This window comes from Streptococcus sp. UMB0029 (assembly GCF_002871495.1).
In the GTDB taxonomy this organism is placed as follows: Bacteria; Bacillota; Bacilli; order Lactobacillales; family Streptococcaceae; genus Streptococcus.
In genome coordinates this window covers 174,308-191,050 of record NZ_PNGD01000003.1, presented here as the reverse complement: position 1 = coordinate 191,050, position 16,743 = coordinate 174,308, and the positions used below count along the sequence as shown (strand labels likewise).

The following is a 16,743-nucleotide window of genomic DNA, read 5'->3' as shown; positions in this document are numbered from 1 at the left end:
GTTAGCACTAAAATGCTAGAACTTCTCAATTCCCCTTTATTATCTCACATACTCTATTCAATTGTCAAGAAACAGGTTGATATTTTATAAGTTAGCGATATCAAGCCATTAGAAAAATAGAATCAACCAATCACACTGATAATTCAAGGGAGAATATCTTTATAGTTCATCGGCTAATTTATTTATCTTTCTGAGTCTGTGGTTGACACCACTTTTGGTCAGAGGTGTGCTGAGACTATCTGCTAACTGCTGGATAGAGTAGTCTGGGTGTTGAATCCTCAGTTGTGCCACTTCCTGCAAATCTACTGGTAAATTCTCTAAGCCCATGATATCTTTGATTTTACTAATATTGTTGATAGTCTTCATGCTAGCAGAAACTGTCCGAGCTATATTCGCCGTCTCGGCATTATTGGCCCGATTGAGGTCGTTACGGGTTTCTCGCAAAATCTTAACCCGCTCAAAATCATCACGCGCCTGCATGGCTCCGATTACTATCAAGAAGTCCATAATGTCTTCAGCTCGCTGGAGATAGGTAACAGCTCCCTTCTTGCGCTCAAGCACCTTGGCATCCAGTAAAAACTGCTGAAGAAGAGAGGCAAGCCCTTGCGCGTGATCCAGATAAACAGAACTGATTTCCAACTGGTACTTGCCTGATTCAGGATCACGAATGCTCCCATTTGCCAAGAAAGCTCCACAAAGATAAGCACGTCCTGCTTCCTCGTCCGATAAAATCGCCTCGTCAATACCTGTTTCCAGGCCAAAGAAAGAGTCTGCCAAGTGCAAATCACTCAACAAGTCCTGCACTTTTTCATCTGTAAAAACGGTATAGACCCGATTTTTACGAAGATTACTTCTTTGGTGGTGGCGAATTTCTGATTTGATTTCATAGAAATGAAGAAAGGACTCGTAGAGGTGACGAGCCAGTTTGGCATTTTCTGTCACGACAGATAAGGTCAAGCCCGAAGTCGAGAGACCGATGCTACCAGACATCTTGATAATGGCAGATAGTTCATGTCGGCTCAGATGGTGTTGACCCAGAATTTCTTCTTTTACTGCTACTGTGAAACTCATTTTCTCACCTGTATAATCCGCATCAACTCATCCACAATCAAATCTCCATCGTGGAAGGCACCTCCATTTTCCAGACGAAGGAAGTTGGATGAAATCACTCGCGGAACCTGTTTACAAAGGCCAGCAAAGTCATGTTCCACCTGGACCAAGTATTCATCAAAACGGTTGGAATTCATGTATTCCTGTGGTACTTTTTCGATATTTACCAAGACAGTATCGATAAAAGGTCGGCCAAGATGACGATGCAAGACTTCCACGTGGTCACTATCTGTAAAGTGTTCCGTCTCCCCACGTTGGGTCATGATATTGCAGACATAAGCTATTTCTGCCTTTGTTTCCAAAAGCGCCTGCCCAATTTCTTTAATCACGATATTAGGTAAAATCGAGGTAAAGAGTGAACCAGGTCCAAGGACAATCATGTCACTTTCAAGAATGGTCTGCACCACTCGACGGCTAGCCAGAGGCATATCATCGTTGAGAGTATTGGTCACATAAACATGGTCAATCATGCCTGGATGGTCTGCAATATGGCTCTCTCCAGCCACTTCTGTCCCATCCTGAAAGACTGCATGCAGGGTCAAAGGATGGTCGCTGGAAGGATAAATTTTCCCTGTTGTATGGAAAAATTTACTCAGTAACTGCATGGCATTATAGGTCGAACCCTGCATTTCTGACAGACCAGCAATGATGAGATTGCCCAATGGATGGCCAGCAAAGGCTCCTGCATCTTCAGAAAAGCGATACTGAAAGACTTTCTCATAAAACTTAGGCATATCCGACATAGCTACAAGGACATTGCGGAGATCGCCTGGTGGTGTCAACTGCTGCATATTTTTTCGGAGTTCACCTGATGAACCACCATCATCTGCCACCGTTACGATAGCAGCGATTTCCACATCTTTTTCACGCAGGCTTTTTAGAATGACGGGGATCCCAGTCCCTCCACCAATCACCGTTATCTTTGGTTTTCTCATGAACGGTTTACCGTTTCCTTTCTTCGGTCTTTGTCACGATGTCCTTCATTAACAGGCCAAGTCTTGGATAAGTCCTGTGCCAAGCGTTTAGCAAAGGCCACACTACGGTGTTGTCCACCCGTACATCCCATAGCAATGGTCAAAACGGACTTACCTTCCTTTTGGTAACTTGGCAGAATCGGCTCAATCAAGGCCAACAAATGTTGATAAAAATCTTCTGACTCAGGATGATTCATGACATAGTCATAAACTGGTTCATCCACACCCGTTTGATTACGCAGTTCTGGTAGGTAGTAGGGATTTGGCAAGAATCGGACATCAAAGACCAAATCCGCATCAATCGGGATTCCATATTTAAAGCCAAAAGACATGACCTCGATACGGAAAGACTGGGCTTGTTCTTGATCTGAAAACTGCTCTGCAATAGTTTTACGCAGCTCACGAGGAGTGAGTTCAGTCGTATCCACCACATTTTGGCTCATATTTTTTAAAGGTGCCAAGAGCTCACGCTCTAGCTTGATTCCGTCTAAAATCCGTCCGTCTGCTGCTAGTGGGTGACTCCGTCTGGTTTCCTTGTAACGAGCGACCAATTCCTTATCAGCTGCATCCAAAAAGAGGATTTTAAAGTCCAGTTCTTCCTTGTTCTCCAACTCATCCAAAACAGCTTGAATCTCTGAAAAGAAAGAACGGCTGCGCATATCCACTACCAAGGCCAACTTATGGTCATCTTCCTTTGTTTCCACCAACTGCAAAAACTTAGGCAAGAGAGCTGGAGGCATATTATCAATAGTGAAATAACCTAGATCCTCAAAAGACTGAATGGCCACGGTTTTCCCTGCACCACTCATCCCTGTCACAATCACCAAGTGAAGTTGTTTCTTTGTCATCTTTTTCTCCTTATATCAAAAGAAGTTTGGCAGAACCAAACTTCAACTAGCTTATCCAATCTCTGCGATGACTTCGATTTCGACTTTGACATCACGAGGAAGACGAGCTACCTCTACTGCTGAACGAGCTGGAAATTCCTCTTTAAAGGCCGTTTGGTAAACCTCGTTAAAAGGAACAAAGTCGTTCATATCGCTCAAGAAGCAAGTTGTTTTGACAACATGGTCAAAGTCTGTTCCTGCTTCTGCCAAAATAGCACCGATGTTTTTTAAGACTTGCTCTGTCTGTTCTTGGATCGTTTCTCCAACGATTTCCCCAGTTTCAGGAGATAGGGGAACTTGACCACTAGCAAACAAAAGGTTGCCTACGATTTTTCCTTGAACATATGGTCCGATAGCCTTTGGAGCCTTATCAGTATGAATTGTTTTTGCCATTTTCTTTTCCTCACAATTTTTCTAAGATTGCATCCCAAGCCTCATCCATCCCTGCCTTGCTGACAGATGAAAAGAGGATAAAGTCGTCACTTGGGTCAAAGTTTAATTTCTTTTTGATTGCTGATTCGTGCTTGTTCCATTTACCACGAGGAATCTTGTCCGCCTTGGTCGCAACGATGATAACCGGAATCTCGTAATACTTGAGAAATTCGTACATCTGCACATCATCTACTGACGGGTCATGACGAAGGTCAACTAGACTGACTACCGCACGAAGATTTTCCCGAGTCGTTAGGTACTCCTCAATCATGCGCCCCCACTTTTCACGTTCCTTTTTAGAAACACGGGCATAGCCATAACCAGGCACATCCACAAAGCGCATCTTGTCATCGATATTAAAGAAGTTGAGAAGCTGGGTTTTACCAGGTTTTCCTGATGTACGAGCGAGATTCTTGCGATTGAGCATGGTGTTGATAAAGCTGGACTTACCAACATTTGAACGCCCTGCTAAGGCAATCTCTGGTAGTTCATCCTGCGGATAGTGGGATTTATTGGCCGCACTGAGCAAGATTTCAGCATTGTGTGTATTAAGTTCCATAGTCACCTCTAGGCTGTCTCTAGGATTGGTTTATCCGTTCCATCGACAGCTTCTTTAGTGATGCGGACCAATTTCACATTTTCCTGACTCGGTACTTCAAACATAACATCTAACATGGTTTCTTCGATGATAGAGCGAAGACCACGCGCACCAGTTTTGCGTTCGATGGCTTTATTGGCAATCTCTTGAAGGGCTTCGTCGTCAAATTCCAACTCGACATCATCATAAGAAAGCAAGGTTTGGTATTGTTTAACCAAGGCATTTCTTGGTTCTTTCAAAATACGAACCAAGTCATCGACCGTCAATTGCTCAAGAGCTGCAAAGACAGGCAAGCGTCCTATCAACTCAGGAATAATCCCGAATTTTTGAATATCTTCCGCGATGATTTCTTGCATGTAGGAGCTATTTTCATCAATCGCCTTGTTATTTTGACCAAATCCGATAACTTTTTCACCCAGGCGTTGTTTAACAATTTCTTCAATACCATCAAAGGCACCACCCACGATGAAGAGGATATTTTTGGTATCCACTTGAATCATCTCTTGTTGTGGATGCTTGCGTCCACCTTGAGGCGGCACGCTAGCAACGGTTCCCTCGATAATCTTGAGAAGGGCTTGTTGCACCCCTTCACCAGAAACATCACGTGTGATAGATACGTTCTCGCTCTTCTTAGCAATCTTGTCAATTTCATCCACGTAGATAATCCCACGTTCTGCACGTTCGATGTTAAAGTCAGCAGCCTGCAAGAGTTTAAGGAGGATATTTTCCACATCCTCACCTACATAACCAGCCTCCGTAAGAGCTGTCGCATCCGCAATCGCAAAAGGCACGTTCAAACTCTTAGCCAAGGTCTGGGCAAGGAATGTTTTCCCAGAACCAGTTGGGCCAATCATTAAGATGTTTGATTTCTGCAAATCCACATCTTCCGATTCTTCACGCGTATCGTGGAAATTGATGCGTTTGTAGTGGTTGTAAACTGCCACTGCCAAGGCACGTTTGGCACGATCTTGACCGATTACATAGTGGTTCAAAATATTAAGAAGTTCGATTGGTTTTGGTACCTCAGACAAGTCTGCTAAGACTTCCTCAGCCAACTCCTCCCGAATGATTTCCTGGGCCAACTCCACACATTCATTACAGATAAAGGCGTTGTTGCCAGCAATTATTTTTTGTACTTCTTCTTGGCTTTTGCCACAAAATGAGCAATAAACCATCATATCATTATTCCTAGTTGTAGGCATGATTTCCTTCCGTTCTATTCTATACTGTCATTCTATCTAAAATAAGGTCATGTAAAAAGCATGGATACTATTGACCAAATTGGTAAAGGCATTTAACCAGAGCAGGACAGAAAGTCCATAACGCTTTTTACGAAAAGCCTGTGCCCCTGCAAGCAAGCAGACCAAACACAGCATGGCTGTGAAAAAACCAAATATACTACGTTCCATTAGACTTCCTTTCTCTTGCGGTATTGAATGGTAAAATCATAAGGATTTTTCTCATCTTTGGTAAAGAATTTGCTTGAAACTGTCTCAAAAAGGGACAAGTCAAACTCTTCAGGGAAATAGGTATCTCCTTCCACCCGAGCATGAATGTGAGTGACAATTACTTCATCCAAATAGGGTTCAAAAGCCTGAAAAATCTGCTTTCCACCAAGAATATAGAGATTCTTTTCTTGAGCCTGATACCAGTCCAAGACAGACTGGACATCATAAAAAGTAGTAACCCCATCTATCTTTTCTTCAGAATTACGCGTCAAAATTAAGGTCTCCCGTTTTGGAAGCAAGCGACGCCCTATCCCATCAAAAGTCACGCGTCCCATCAAGATAGCATGATTAAGAGTTGTTTCTTTGAAGTGTTGCAGTTCTGCTGGTAAATGCCAAGGCAGACGATTGTCCTTACCAATCACACCCTCTTCATCCTGGGCCCAAATAGCTACGATTTTCTTATTCATGCTTCCATCCTTTTCACTGATAGTACTATTTTATCAAAAAACTCAAAAAAAGACTGGTTTGGAATAGCTTACAGAATAGAAAAAATCTGTAAGAAATTTCCTACAGATTTATCTATGTTGCTATTATTTCTTACAAACCAGGTGCTTGTCCAAGTTCTGCTGCAAGCATCCAGATTGTTTTATCAGTTTCAGTTTTAGCATCTGCAAAGATACCGTTTGTCACATCGTCACCTTCTTCATCAGTGATATCCAAACCTTTTTGGAAGAGTTCTGACAAGTAACGGTAGATAACAAGAACACGTTCCAAGCTTTCTTCAACATTGCGGTATTCACCAGCTTCTTCTTCGATTTCACTGTTTTGAAGGAATTCTGTCAAAGTAGAGAATGGACTTCCACCAAGTGTGATCAAGCGTTCGCTGATTTCATCCAAGTGACCATCAAGAGCATCCATGTACTCATCCATTTTTGGATGCCATACAAGGAAACCACGACCACGCATGTACCAGTGTACCTGATGCAAAGCAACGTGGGCTACGTACAAATCAGCAACAGCTTGGTTCAAGACTTCCTTTGTTTTTGCCAATGCTACTGGTGCTGCTTTTGTTAATGATGTTACGTCTTTTACTGCTTCTTTTTTCAATTCTACCATTGTTTTTACCTCATTCATTATTTTTTGTAACCACTTCTTAATGATTACTACCTTAGTATACTACTAATAAAAACCAATAGCAAGCCAAAAGACTCACATGAGAAAAGTTGCAATAGACTGATAATTTAAGAATTATTTAGAGACTTTTTGATTAAATTTCATATCCCTTTGCTTCAGTAAAGTAAAGAAAAAGAGGATGCAAATTTCTTGCACACTCCTTTCTCAACTTTATATCTTAATACCAAACGCTGACATCAACACGACCACGAATTCCTTTTAAGTATTCAGATGAAGTATATTGCCATCCTTTTTCACCTGAATAGTGAGGATTATTCCAATCAAGCGCATCCGTATAGGCTGCAACCCAGTTGACATGTTGTAAAATATCTGGATGATTCAAACGAGTTTGCAAGAGTTGACGATAGCTATAAACTTTCACATTTTGATAACCAGCCTGCCTCATTGTTGCCATATACTTGTTGATAATCTTGACCCAAGTTCCAGTATCACTTGGAGCTCTCTTGGTCTTATTGACATACTCCCAGTTCTCAACATCGTAGTAGATAGGATAAGACAGGTTCATCTTGTATTTCTTCAAGAGCTCCACAGTCTGCTTGGCATCATTCTCAGCATCGGTCTCATTTTCTGCATAGGTGTAAAGATAGACACCATAAGGAATACCCAAACGATTAAGTTCTTGAATATTATAAGCCAGTTCCTTATCTTCTACACCACTATAACCCAAACGAACAATGACTCCATCTACTCCATTATCATCAATGACTTTTTTCCAGTCACTGATACGACCATTGTGCTCACTGACATCAATAACTTTTTTTACTTGATCAGTCCCAACTTGTTCTTCACGATGGTTAAAGAAATAACGTCTGCCATTTCGGTGAACCCAGCCAACATTCAAGTCTTTCTTTTCTTTTAACTCACCTGAGTCAGAAAAAATATAGCGAGCATCATTCATGACTAATTCACCGGTCGCCATAGCACCACTTTCTGTCAAATAGTAGTTACCCTGCCACTCATCTTTAGCCATGTAACCCCACTTCTTGAAATAGTACCACTTTCCGTCTACCTTTTGCCACTCTTGATTTGCATAAGAACCATCGGACTTGAGATAGAAGTAAGATGAATAGGCTGGATCATAAAGCCATTCATTTTGCATCATGGCACCTTGACCATTTAGGAAATAACTTCCCTGCCATTGGCTTTTAGCCATATAGCCCCACTTCTTAAAATAGTACCATTTACCTCCAACAGCGTGCCATTCTTGGTTAGCATAAGAACCATCGGATTTCAGATAAAACCAATTCTTATAGGCGTTATCATAAACCCATTCATTTTTGGCCATATAACCACCTGATTTTAGGTAGTAATTGCCCTGCCACTCATTTTGAGCATAACGACCATCTGACTTAATATAAAACCAAGCCTTATAGTAGTTATCAAAAATCCACTCACTCTTCGCTTTGGAACCATCAACCTTTACATAATAGTCCCCATCCCAGTGGGCAGAAGCATTGGTCTTTACTCCTTCGCTCGTTTGAGTTTTATTAGAAGACTGATTTTGCTCTGAACTACTTGAAACTGTCGTTGTATCCTGCGACGTTTTTGAAGCTTCGGTTTCATTTGCAGCTACATGGTTAGTTGCCAAGCCGAGTAAACAGATACTTGCTAATCCAATTTTTCCAATCTTTGTTTTCAATCTTTCCTCTCCTATAAAAAATGGAACAAGCATTTGAATGCTGTTCCACCTAGCTTTTGCTACTGATTATTTTACAAAGTCAAGCAAAGCCAAGAAGCTTTCAGCTTCAAGTGACGCACCACCAACAAGGGCGCCGTCAACGTCTGGACAAGCCATGTATGAAGCAACGTTTTCAGGTTTAACAGAACCACCGTATTGAACACGAACTTTGTCTGCAACTTCTTGACCGAAGTCAGCAGCTACAACGTCACGAACAACTTTACACATTTTTTGTGCGTCGTCTTGTGAAGCTGATTTACCAGTACCGATAGCCCAGATTGGCTCGTAAGCGATAACTGATGCCGCAACTTGTTCAGCAGTCAATCCAGCCAATGCAGCAGATACTTGAGCACCTACGAATTCAGCTGCTTTACCAGCTTCGTAAGTTTCAAGTGACTCACCACAACAGATGATTGGAAGCATACCGTTTGCAAAGATTGCTTTTGCTTTTTTATTGATATCTTCGTCAGTTTCATGGAAGTAGTCACGGCGTTCTGAGTGACCGATAACAACGTAGTCAGTACCGATTTCTTTCAAAACTTGTGGGCTTGTTTCACCAGTGAAAGCACCTGCATTTTCAAAGTAGCAGTTTTGAGCAGCAACTTTAAGGTTTGAACCTTTAGCAGCAGCAAGAACAGTTGTCAAATCAAGAGCTGGAGCTGCGATACCTGCTTCAACAAGTTCTGATGAAGGAAGTTTTGATGCAACTGCTTCAACGAATGCTTTAGCTTCTTCTGGATTTTTGTTCATTTTCCAGTTACCAGCGATAAATGGTTTACGTGACATTTCACATACCTCTTTTTTCAATTTATTTTCTATTTATTTTATCACAATTAAACACAGCTTGCAAATCTTACTCGGATTTCAAGCCTGCTGACATGGATTAATCCTTCCAGAGATCCATAGCATTTCTGAAATCTGCAGATACCTGTGTCAACTGAGGATTGCTTGCTTCTCTCTCTGTCCGCTTAGCCTCGATTTGAGCCACACTTTTGATACCTTCATGGCGCCAGTTTCTCAAAATCGCCTGAATGTATTTCCAGTTTGGTTTTCCATTCAAAACAGCTTCACGAAGAGCTTCCTTAATCAAGTCAGCACTGGTTCCATCTTCCTTTAGCGTTTTGGTCAAATCCTCAATTTCAAAAGGAGTCAATAAGCGCCCCAACTCCTGCTGGAAGGTTTCCACCAAATCCTTGAGCTGATTTTGAGGTGTCAACTGGTCTGAACTTGAATGAGCGACTCCAAGCAAGTCATCCAAACGTTCCAAAGCCAAACTAGCATCAAAAAGCAATTCGATTTCACCATTCAATTCGATAGTACGATACTGAAGCAGTCCCCTCTCCGTCAGATTGGAAATGGCCTGATTGACATCCGAAATTTCCTTGCCAATCCTTTCAGCAATCTGGCTTGGCGACATTTCATCCAAACCTGTCGTATTTTGCAAATAGAAAAATTGCCAGACCAGAAAATCGTCGCTAGAAGGAAAGAGTTTCTTAAAATGCAAGAGCAGGGCACTCGGTAAAACCAAGTTCCCTGATTTAAAAGCGTCTAAATATGTCATAATTCCTCTTATAAATACCCAAATGCGGACGCATCATCTTCTATTTTTCTCCAGTCAAAAGGCGTCTCCTGATAGACCGCATAATTCACCCAGTTACTGAAAAAGAGGGCTGCCGATGAAGACCAACAAAGACAAGGTGTCTGATTGACATCATCATCCTTAAAATAATTTTCTGGAATATGTGGGTCTAAACCTGCATCACGATCCCTAAAATACTCTTTTGCCAAGGTATCACGGTCATATTCCAAATGCCCAAAACTATAAATTTCTCGTAAATCACGACTAGCCAAAATCGAAACCCCAACCTGAGGACCTTCTGATAAAATCTCGAGATTGGTTTTGTTTAAGATCTCATCCTTAGAAATCTCCGTGTGCCGTGAATGAGGGGATACGTAGCTATCGTCAAAGCCTCTAAAGAGAAGATGACCTTCCTTTAAGGTGTCCTGAGGATAGATACCCGATAACTTACTGTCCATCTGATATTTTTCTACCCCATAGCGCAGGTAGAGCCCAGCCTGAGCACCCCAACAAATATGAAGGGTCGAATAGACATGGGTCTTGGACCACTCAAGCACCTGACTGAATTCCTCCCAATAGTCCACTTCCTCAAATGGTAAATGCTCAATCGGAGCCCCTGTGATAATCATCCCATCAAAATACTCGTCCTTGACTTCAGGAAAAGTTTTATAAAAGGTCTCCATGTGCTCTGCACGAGTCGTCTTGGAACGGTGGCTCTCCATATAGAGAAAGTCTATGTCCAATTGCAAAGGAGTATTTGCTAAATGCCGTAACAACTGGGTCTCTGTGACCACTTTTTTGGGCATTAGGTTTAAAATCAAAATTTTCAAGGGACGGATATCTTGGTGGGCCGCACGTTGATCATCCATGACAAAGATATTCTCTGTCCGTAAAATCTCAACAGCTGGCAATTTTTTATCAATTCTAATCGGCATAACCTTCTCCTAACTGTACTCTTTTAGAAATAATTGAATGTGTTTGAAGTCAAATCTCAAACACTTAGTCCTTTTATTATACTGCAAGAAGATATAGTTTTCAATTATAGTTTTTCTCTAACTAGCTATAGTCTATTTTTATATCCTAATGTAGAGAAAACAGCCCTAGGGACTGTTTTTCATTAATAATGCATCAAAACTTTGTAATCGTAGTCACCGATTTTTTCACGACCGTTCAATTCATCCAATTCAACAAGGAAGGCACAACCTGCTACAACACCACCAAGTTTTTCAATCATCTCGATAGTTGCCTTAACAGTTCCACCTGTAGCCAAGAGGTCATCTACGATAAGAACACGTTGACCTGGCTTAATAGCGTCAGCATGCATAGTCAAGGTATCAACCCCGTACTCTTTTTCATAGTCAGCAGAAATGACTTCGCGTGGCAATTTCCCAGGCTTACGAACAGGCGCAAAACCAATTCCCAACTCAAAAGCGACTGGACAGCCCACAATAAAGCCACGAGCCTCAGGCCCTACAACCATGTCAATTTTCTTGTCAGTAGCATACTGAACGATTTCACGAACAGCGTAGCTATAAGCATTTCCATCAGCCATCAAAGGACTGATATCACGGAAGGTGATGCCTTCCTTTGGATAATTTTCAATTGTTGCAATGTAATCTTTTAAATTCATCTTTTTCTTTCTTTCAAAGTTTTTTACTCTCTATTATACCATATTTTTTAAGAAAGAAAAAAGGAAAAGTTAACTTCAATGATTATCTAAGGATTTGACGTTTTATGACTAGCCATCGCAATAAAGCCCAGTTTCTGTTTATTCTTAGCAAACATTTTATACATCGTTAAAAACTGCTTTCTATTCTCCTTTTTACAAGCATTTACACAAATTTTCAAAGTCCCTAGCCAACCTTCGTCATAAATCATACCTGATAATTTCATTAATGTCATTTCGCCAGTCAATACTTTCACATCACGATAACCTGATTCTATCATCACCTGTTCCCAACCATCTTGAGTTAAAGGACCTACATTTACATGAATTGCTTGTGACAATTCCTGTCTGACAGACTCTTTAGCTTCCTTAAGAAGCACATCATGTGTCAAGAGAAGACCTCCAGGTTTTAAAACCCTTAGATACTCCATTACACATTTTTTCTTAGCTTGATCGGCTTGCATAGTCAGCATAGCTTCATTTATAACAATATCAAAACTAGCATCTTCATAAGGAAGTTTCATTGCATTAGCTCTTTCAAACCTGATTAGATGCCCAACACCTGCCGTTTCAGCAGATTTTTTAGCCACTTCTAAAGCTTGTCCATCCATATCAACAGCAGTTATCTTACAACCAAAACGCTGTGCCAACTCAATTGCTGTAGTTCCCCTATTACACGCAACCTCTAGTATTCTCTTTTCTTTTGAAAATCTTCCTTCTGCAATTAACCAATCTGTGGCACGTTTTCCACCTGGACGTAAGCGTTTTTTCCCCAATTTTGCTAAAAACTTATGACCTGCTTCTGACATTTGAACACCTCTGTTTTTTTCTTCATTATAACATAAAATGATATTATCTGACAATTCTAATCTATTATTTGATGAACTAGAATCAAAAACATATAGTCTGCCATGACTATAGCATAAATCTATTGGTCACCTCTCTAGTTCGAATTCATACTCAATAAAAATCAAAGAGCAAACTAGAAAGCTAGGCGCAGGTTGCTCAAAGCAGCGCTTTGAGTTTGTAGATAGAACTGACGAAGTCAGTAACATATATACAGCAAGCCAACGCTGACGTGGTTTGAAGAGATTTTTGAAGAGTATCAATTGCTCACCTAGTTTACTCATATAGGTTCACTAGTAGATGGTACCCACAGAGGACTTGCATCTCAGATGAACGCCATGCCCGTCGTACCTAAAAAGCGAGTACTTTCGTACTCGTTTTCTCTTTTATAAACTACTGATTAAAGTGAGTTTACGTCAACTTTGATACCAACACCTTGAGTAGTTGTGATAGTCAAGTTTGTTACGTAAGTTCCTTTAGCTGTAGCTGGTTTTGCTTTTTGGATTGTTTCGTTGAAAGCTTTGAAGTTTTCAACCAATTTTTCAGCTTCAAATGATACTTTACCGATGATTGCTTGAACGTTACCTGCACGGTCAGCACGGTAAGTGATTTTACCACCTTTAGACTCTTCAACTGCTTTAGCAACATCCATTGTTACAGTACCAGTTTTAGGGTTTGGCATCAAGTTACGTGGTCCAAGGACACGTCCAAGACGTCCAACAAGAGCCATCATATCAGGTGTAGCGATAACTACGTCGAAGTCCAACCAACCGTCGTTGATTTTAGCAACAAGGTCATCTTCACCAACAAAGTCTGCACCAGCAGCTTTTGCTTCTTCAGCTTTTGCACCACGTGCGAAAACAAGAACGCGTGAAGTTTTACCAGTACCGTTTGGCAATACCATTGCTCCACGGATTTGTTGGTCAGCTTTTTTAACGTCGATGTTCAAGTTGTAAGCAACTTCTACAGTTGCGTCAAATTTTGCAAAGTTAGTTTCTTTTGCAAGTGCTACAGCTTCTTCTACGCTGTATGCTTTTGTGCTGTCGATTTTCTCAAGAGCAGCACGAAGTTGTTTGCTTTTTTTAGCCATTTTCTATTCTCCTTGTAAGTGGTTCAATCGATTTTCATCTCCCACGTCACTCCTCGAAATGATGAAGTCTTGCGGGTTTTCAGTCTATTATTTTTCCTTTTCCTACGACCTTAAGCTCCCTTGCTGTACCCAAGTACAAGCCTCAGTAGCTTGCCTAGTATGAAAAGCAACTAATAGACTGCTGTGAGATTTTCTACTATGTTATTGATTAGTCAACAACAGTGAATCCCATAGAACGAGCAGTACCTTCGATCATACGCATTGCAGACTCTACGTTTGCTGCGTTCAAATCTGGCATCTTAGTTTCTGCAATTTCTTGTACTTGTGCACGAGTAACTGTAGCAACTTTAGTTTTGTTAGGTGTACCTGATCCTTTTTCAACACCTGCAGCTTTTTTCAAAAGAACAGCAGCTGGTGGTGTTTTAGTGATGAAAGTAAATGATTTATCTTCGTAAACTGAGATAACAACTGGAATGATCATACCAGCTTGGTCAGCTGTACGAGCGTTGAACTCTTTTGTGAATCCCATGATGTTGATACCAGCTTGACCAAGAGCAGGTCCAACCGGTGGAGCTGGTGTAGCTTTACCAGCAGGGATTTGCAATTTTACAAGTTTTTCGACTTTTTTAGCCATTTTTAAATCCTCCTTTGTGGTTTTGGCGGTAATTAAAGATTTTTACCTCCCACAAGTATGCTTTACACATACTCATCCATTATACACTATTTATCTATAATTGCAAGAGAAAAGTTTATTTTTTATACTCAATGAAAATCAAAGAGCAAACTAGGAAGCTAGCCGCAGGTTGCTCAAAGTACAGCTTTGAGGTTACAGATAAAACTGACGAAGTCAGCTCAAAACACTGTTTTGAGGTTGTGGATAGAACTGACGAAGTCAGTAACCATACCTACGATAAGGCGACGCTGACGTGGTTTGAAGAGATTTTCGAAGAGTATTAATTGACGTAATCTCCGCCTTCAAATCCATAGTATTCTTCCAAACTGAGACCACTCTCAGCAATTTCTTTTGCTTCTTTTCCGACATAACGAAGGTGCCATTCTTCAGCCATATAGCCTGTTTCTTTTTCCTTACCTTTGAGATAACGGACAACAAAGCCATAATCAGCCGCATGGTCCAAGAGCCATTGAGCCGCTTTTTCTTCTGTCACTAAATCACCATCAGTCCCAATAACATCAAAGGCCAAGCCAGTTTGGTGTTCACTGTAACCGGGACGAGCAGAGTAACGGTCAGCAGCTTCCTTCCCATCTTGGTTGACATAATCTTGATAGAGTTTGGTCTGAGTTTCATAACTTCTAAAGCCACTATAATGGTCACTGATTGGGAATCCTGCCTCTTGCATCGCTTTGATGAGTTTGAGCAACTCTGCCTTGGCTGTTGGATTTTCCCCTGGATTGTAGTCTTTCGACAATGGATAGTGTTTATTGGCTACGATGATTTCATCGTATTTTCCTTGGATACTATAGTAGTCTCCTTTATTGACCACTTCTGCTTTTTTCTGGGCAGCTCCTTGAGGCTTACTTCCGACTGTTCCATCAGCTTTGGCTGTTTGTTCTGTCTTAGCTGCTCCATCTTCATTTTTTGCTTTTTCTTGTGAACAAGCTACTAGACTCAAGGCTAGCAAGGCTGTCAAGACAAGGTATCTTTTTTTCATTTCTACTCCTTTATTTCTAATAGTTTATCTACTTCTATTGATAAACGTTTAACTAATCTTTCAATCTCATCAGGTTTTGCTTGGTAGGTCTCTGCTGTCATTTCTTCAAAGGGAACCCACCAGACTGGACCACGTCCCTTGAGACCGTGACCATTCATATCACCTGTTCGTCTAGGAAACAGATGCCAATGAAGATGGGCATCACCATTGCCTAGCAGTTCGATATTCATTTTCTCGGCATCAAAGGCCTTAGCAACTGCCTCTTGGACTAAACTCATTTCCTCTAGAAAACGGAGTTTCGTTTCCTTTTCTAAATGGTGCAATTCCGTGACGTGTTCCTTGGCTAGAAAAAGACTATAGCCTGCAAAATACTGGTGATCTCCAATGACAAGATAGCCTGTTTCCAACTCTTTGACAAAGTAGGGATTTTCCCCAGCTTTAATGAGCTCAATTCTCTGGCAAATAAGGCACATATTAGTCTACCAATGCGCTCTTAATATAAGCATCAACCATACGCTCCGTTGCGACCACCGAGTCAATATGAGTACGCTCATAAGAATGACTAGACTCGATACCAGCACCGAGAAGGGCGTGTTTGACTTCTGCCCCTGCAGACATAGCTGCTGAAGCATCCGAACCATAAAATGGATAGATATCCAGCTTAAATGGAATATCTTGCTCTTTAGCCAAAGCAACCAAATGTTGACGGAAGTCATAGTGATAAGGCCCAGAAGCATCCTTGACACAGATGGACACTGTGTACTCATCTGTCTGCTGGTCATCCCCTATAGCTCCCATATCCACAGCCAGATATTCTACTACCTGAGCAGGAATATTAGAGTTAGCTCCATGCCCCACTTCTTCAAAGACTGAAAAAGCAAAATGGGTTGTTACAGGCAACTCAATCTTCTCTTCCTTATAAATACGAAGCAGGTTGAGTAAAATCGCTGCGCTGACCTTATCATCCAAATGGCGAGACTTGATAAAACCTGTCTCTGTCACGACAGTTCGTGGGTCAAAACTGATAAAATCACCGACTTCAATCCCCAAGGCACGAGTTTCTTTTTCATTGGTTACTTTTGCATCCAAACGCACTTCCATATTGTCTTGCGTGCGTTCTGCAGTTCCTGCATCCTTATAGACATGGCAAGAGGTCTGGTGGATAAGGATGGTTCCTGATATCTTTTGACCTGTGCTAGCTACGTGAACAGTACAGTTTTCTCCTTCAATCATATTCCAAGGGAAACCACCGATACGGTCCATTTTGAGACGGCCGTCTGGTTTGACAGCACGGACAATAGCACCCAGCGTATCCACATGGGCAGTCACATAGCGGTGTTCTTCATCATTTTGACCTTTGATAGTCACATTGACACCACCCTTGGCTGTGCGAACCGGCTGGTAACCAAAACCTTCTAGAGTCTTGACTAAATAGTCCGCAATCTCACGAGTGAAGCCTGTTGGAGACGCAATAGCTGTCAGTTCTTTGATATATTCTACTGTTTGATTCATTTCTTCACCTCTTTTGCTACCTATTATAACACATTTATCATCGGATAAAAAAAGAAAAT

Annotated in this window: 21 protein-coding genes; 1 reads left to right on the top strand and 20 read right to left on the bottom strand. The window is 41.3% G+C overall.

Features of this window, described 5'->3' with window-relative positions; all coding sequences use genetic code 11:
- Positions 1-159: 159 nt before the first annotated feature.
- The 17 genes from whiA to rplK form a co-directional block, all read right to left on the bottom strand.
- The gene (whiA, locus tag CJ239_RS02995; protein ID WP_102210499.1) at positions 160-1,071 is read right to left on the bottom strand and encodes a DNA-binding protein WhiA; all 912 of its coding nucleotides are present in this window, start codon (positions 1,069-1,071) and stop codon (positions 160-162) included.
- Complete coding sequence (locus CJ239_RS02990; RefSeq protein WP_102210498.1) at positions 1,068-2,045, bottom strand: YvcK family protein; 978 nt, start codon at positions 2,043-2,045, stop codon at positions 1,068-1,070. The genes whiA and CJ239_RS02990 overlap by 4 nt, the downstream gene beginning before the upstream one ends.
- The gene (rapZ, locus tag CJ239_RS02985) at positions 2,042-2,932 is read right to left on the bottom strand and encodes an RNase adapter RapZ (RefSeq protein WP_045604652.1); all 891 of its coding nucleotides are present in this window, start codon (positions 2,930-2,932) and stop codon (positions 2,042-2,044) included. Before rapZ ends, CJ239_RS02990 begins: the two co-directional genes overlap by 4 nt.
- A 51-nt stretch (positions 2,933-2,983) precedes the next feature.
- Positions 2,984-3,364 (bottom strand): RidA family protein, encoded by a 381-nt coding sequence (locus tag CJ239_RS02980; RefSeq protein WP_001140420.1) that lies wholly within the window; start codon positions 3,362-3,364, stop codon positions 2,984-2,986.
- A gap of 10 nt (positions 3,365-3,374) precedes the next feature.
- Positions 3,375-3,962: a ribosome biogenesis GTP-binding protein YihA/YsxC gene (yihA, locus tag CJ239_RS02975; protein ID WP_042901355.1), complete on the bottom strand. Its 588-nt coding sequence runs from the start codon at positions 3,960-3,962 to the stop codon at positions 3,375-3,377.
- Positions 3,963-3,970: 8 nt separating this feature from the next.
- Positions 3,971-5,203: an ATP-dependent Clp protease ATP-binding subunit ClpX gene (clpX, locus tag CJ239_RS02970; RefSeq protein WP_102210497.1), complete on the bottom strand. Its 1,233-nt coding sequence runs from the start codon at positions 5,201-5,203 to the stop codon at positions 3,971-3,973.
- 36 nt (positions 5,204-5,239) lie between these two features.
- Positions 5,240-5,410, bottom strand: coding sequence for a hypothetical protein (locus CJ239_RS02965; RefSeq protein ID WP_000442260.1), 171 nt, complete (start codon positions 5,408-5,410; stop codon positions 5,240-5,242).
- Positions 5,410-5,916 carry a dihydrofolate reductase gene (locus CJ239_RS02960; protein ID WP_102210496.1) on the bottom strand — a complete coding sequence of 169 codons (507 nt, stop codon included), beginning with the start codon at positions 5,914-5,916 and terminating at the stop codon, positions 5,410-5,412. Before CJ239_RS02960 ends, CJ239_RS02965 begins: the two co-directional genes overlap by 1 nt.
- 130 nt (positions 5,917-6,046) lie before the next feature.
- Positions 6,047-6,565, bottom strand: coding sequence for a DNA starvation/stationary phase protection protein (locus CJ239_RS02955; RefSeq protein WP_136937197.1), 519 nt, complete (start codon positions 6,563-6,565; stop codon positions 6,047-6,049).
- A gap of 235 nt (positions 6,566-6,800) precedes the next feature.
- Positions 6,801-8,315, bottom strand: coding sequence for a choline binding-anchored murein hydrolase LytC (lytC, locus tag CJ239_RS02950; RefSeq protein WP_102210494.1), 1,515 nt, complete (start codon positions 8,313-8,315; stop codon positions 6,801-6,803).
- A gap of 33 nt (positions 8,316-8,348) precedes the next feature.
- On the bottom strand, positions 8,349-9,107 hold the full coding sequence (gene tpiA / locus CJ239_RS02945; RefSeq protein ID WP_102210493.1) for a triose-phosphate isomerase: 759 nt from the start codon (positions 9,105-9,107) through the stop codon (positions 8,349-8,351).
- A 97-nt stretch (positions 9,108-9,204) separates the two neighbouring features.
- On the bottom strand, positions 9,205-9,882 hold the full coding sequence (locus CJ239_RS02940; protein WP_102210492.1) for a DnaD domain-containing protein: 678 nt from the start codon (positions 9,880-9,882) through the stop codon (positions 9,205-9,207).
- Between the two features lie 8 nt (positions 9,883-9,890).
- Positions 9,891-10,835 carry a homoserine O-succinyltransferase gene (gene metA / locus CJ239_RS02935; protein WP_102210491.1) on the bottom strand — a complete coding sequence of 315 codons (945 nt, stop codon included), beginning with the start codon at positions 10,833-10,835 and terminating at the stop codon, positions 9,891-9,893.
- 182 nt (positions 10,836-11,017) lie between these two features.
- Positions 11,018-11,530, bottom strand: coding sequence for an adenine phosphoribosyltransferase (locus tag CJ239_RS02930; RefSeq protein WP_001049320.1), 513 nt, complete (start codon positions 11,528-11,530; stop codon positions 11,018-11,020).
- 86 nt (positions 11,531-11,616) lie between these two features.
- The gene (locus CJ239_RS02925; RefSeq protein WP_102210490.1) at positions 11,617-12,375 is read right to left on the bottom strand and encodes a class I SAM-dependent methyltransferase; all 759 of its coding nucleotides are present in this window, start codon (positions 12,373-12,375) and stop codon (positions 11,617-11,619) included.
- A gap of 437 nt (positions 12,376-12,812) precedes the next feature.
- Positions 12,813-13,502, bottom strand: coding sequence for a 50S ribosomal protein L1 (gene rplA / locus CJ239_RS02920; RefSeq protein WP_001085675.1), 690 nt, complete (start codon positions 13,500-13,502; stop codon positions 12,813-12,815).
- A 208-nt stretch (positions 13,503-13,710) separates the two neighbouring features.
- Entirely contained in the window at positions 13,711-14,136 is a 426-nt protein-coding gene (gene rplK, locus CJ239_RS02910; RefSeq protein ID WP_001085807.1) for a 50S ribosomal protein L11, read from the bottom strand.
- Between the two features lie 131 nt (positions 14,137-14,267).
- Here rplK and CJ239_RS12030 point away from each other — a divergent pair, with 131 nt between their 5' ends.
- Entirely contained in the window at positions 14,268-14,459 is a 192-nt protein-coding gene (locus CJ239_RS12030; RefSeq protein ID WP_102210488.1) for a hypothetical protein, read from the top strand.
- Here the strand turns inward: CJ239_RS12030 and ldcB are convergent.
- The 3 genes from ldcB to CJ239_RS02890 are packed head-to-tail and all read right to left on the bottom strand — an operon-like array spanning position 14,456 to position 16,684.
- Positions 14,456-15,172 (bottom strand): LD-carboxypeptidase LdcB/DacB, encoded by a 717-nt coding sequence (ldcB, locus tag CJ239_RS02900; RefSeq protein ID WP_102210487.1) that lies wholly within the window; start codon positions 15,170-15,172, stop codon positions 14,456-14,458. The two genes, CJ239_RS12030 and ldcB, sit on opposite strands and share 4 nt — an antisense overlap.
- A gap of 2 nt (positions 15,173-15,174) precedes the next feature.
- Positions 15,175-15,645 (bottom strand): HIT family protein, encoded by a 471-nt coding sequence (locus CJ239_RS02895; RefSeq protein ID WP_102210486.1) that lies wholly within the window; start codon positions 15,643-15,645, stop codon positions 15,175-15,177.
- 1 nt (position 15,646) lies between these two features.
- On the bottom strand, positions 15,647-16,684 hold the full coding sequence (locus tag CJ239_RS02890) for a M42 family metallopeptidase (RefSeq protein WP_102210485.1): 1,038 nt from the start codon (positions 16,682-16,684) through the stop codon (positions 15,647-15,649).
- Positions 16,685-16,743: the final 59 nt, after the last annotated feature.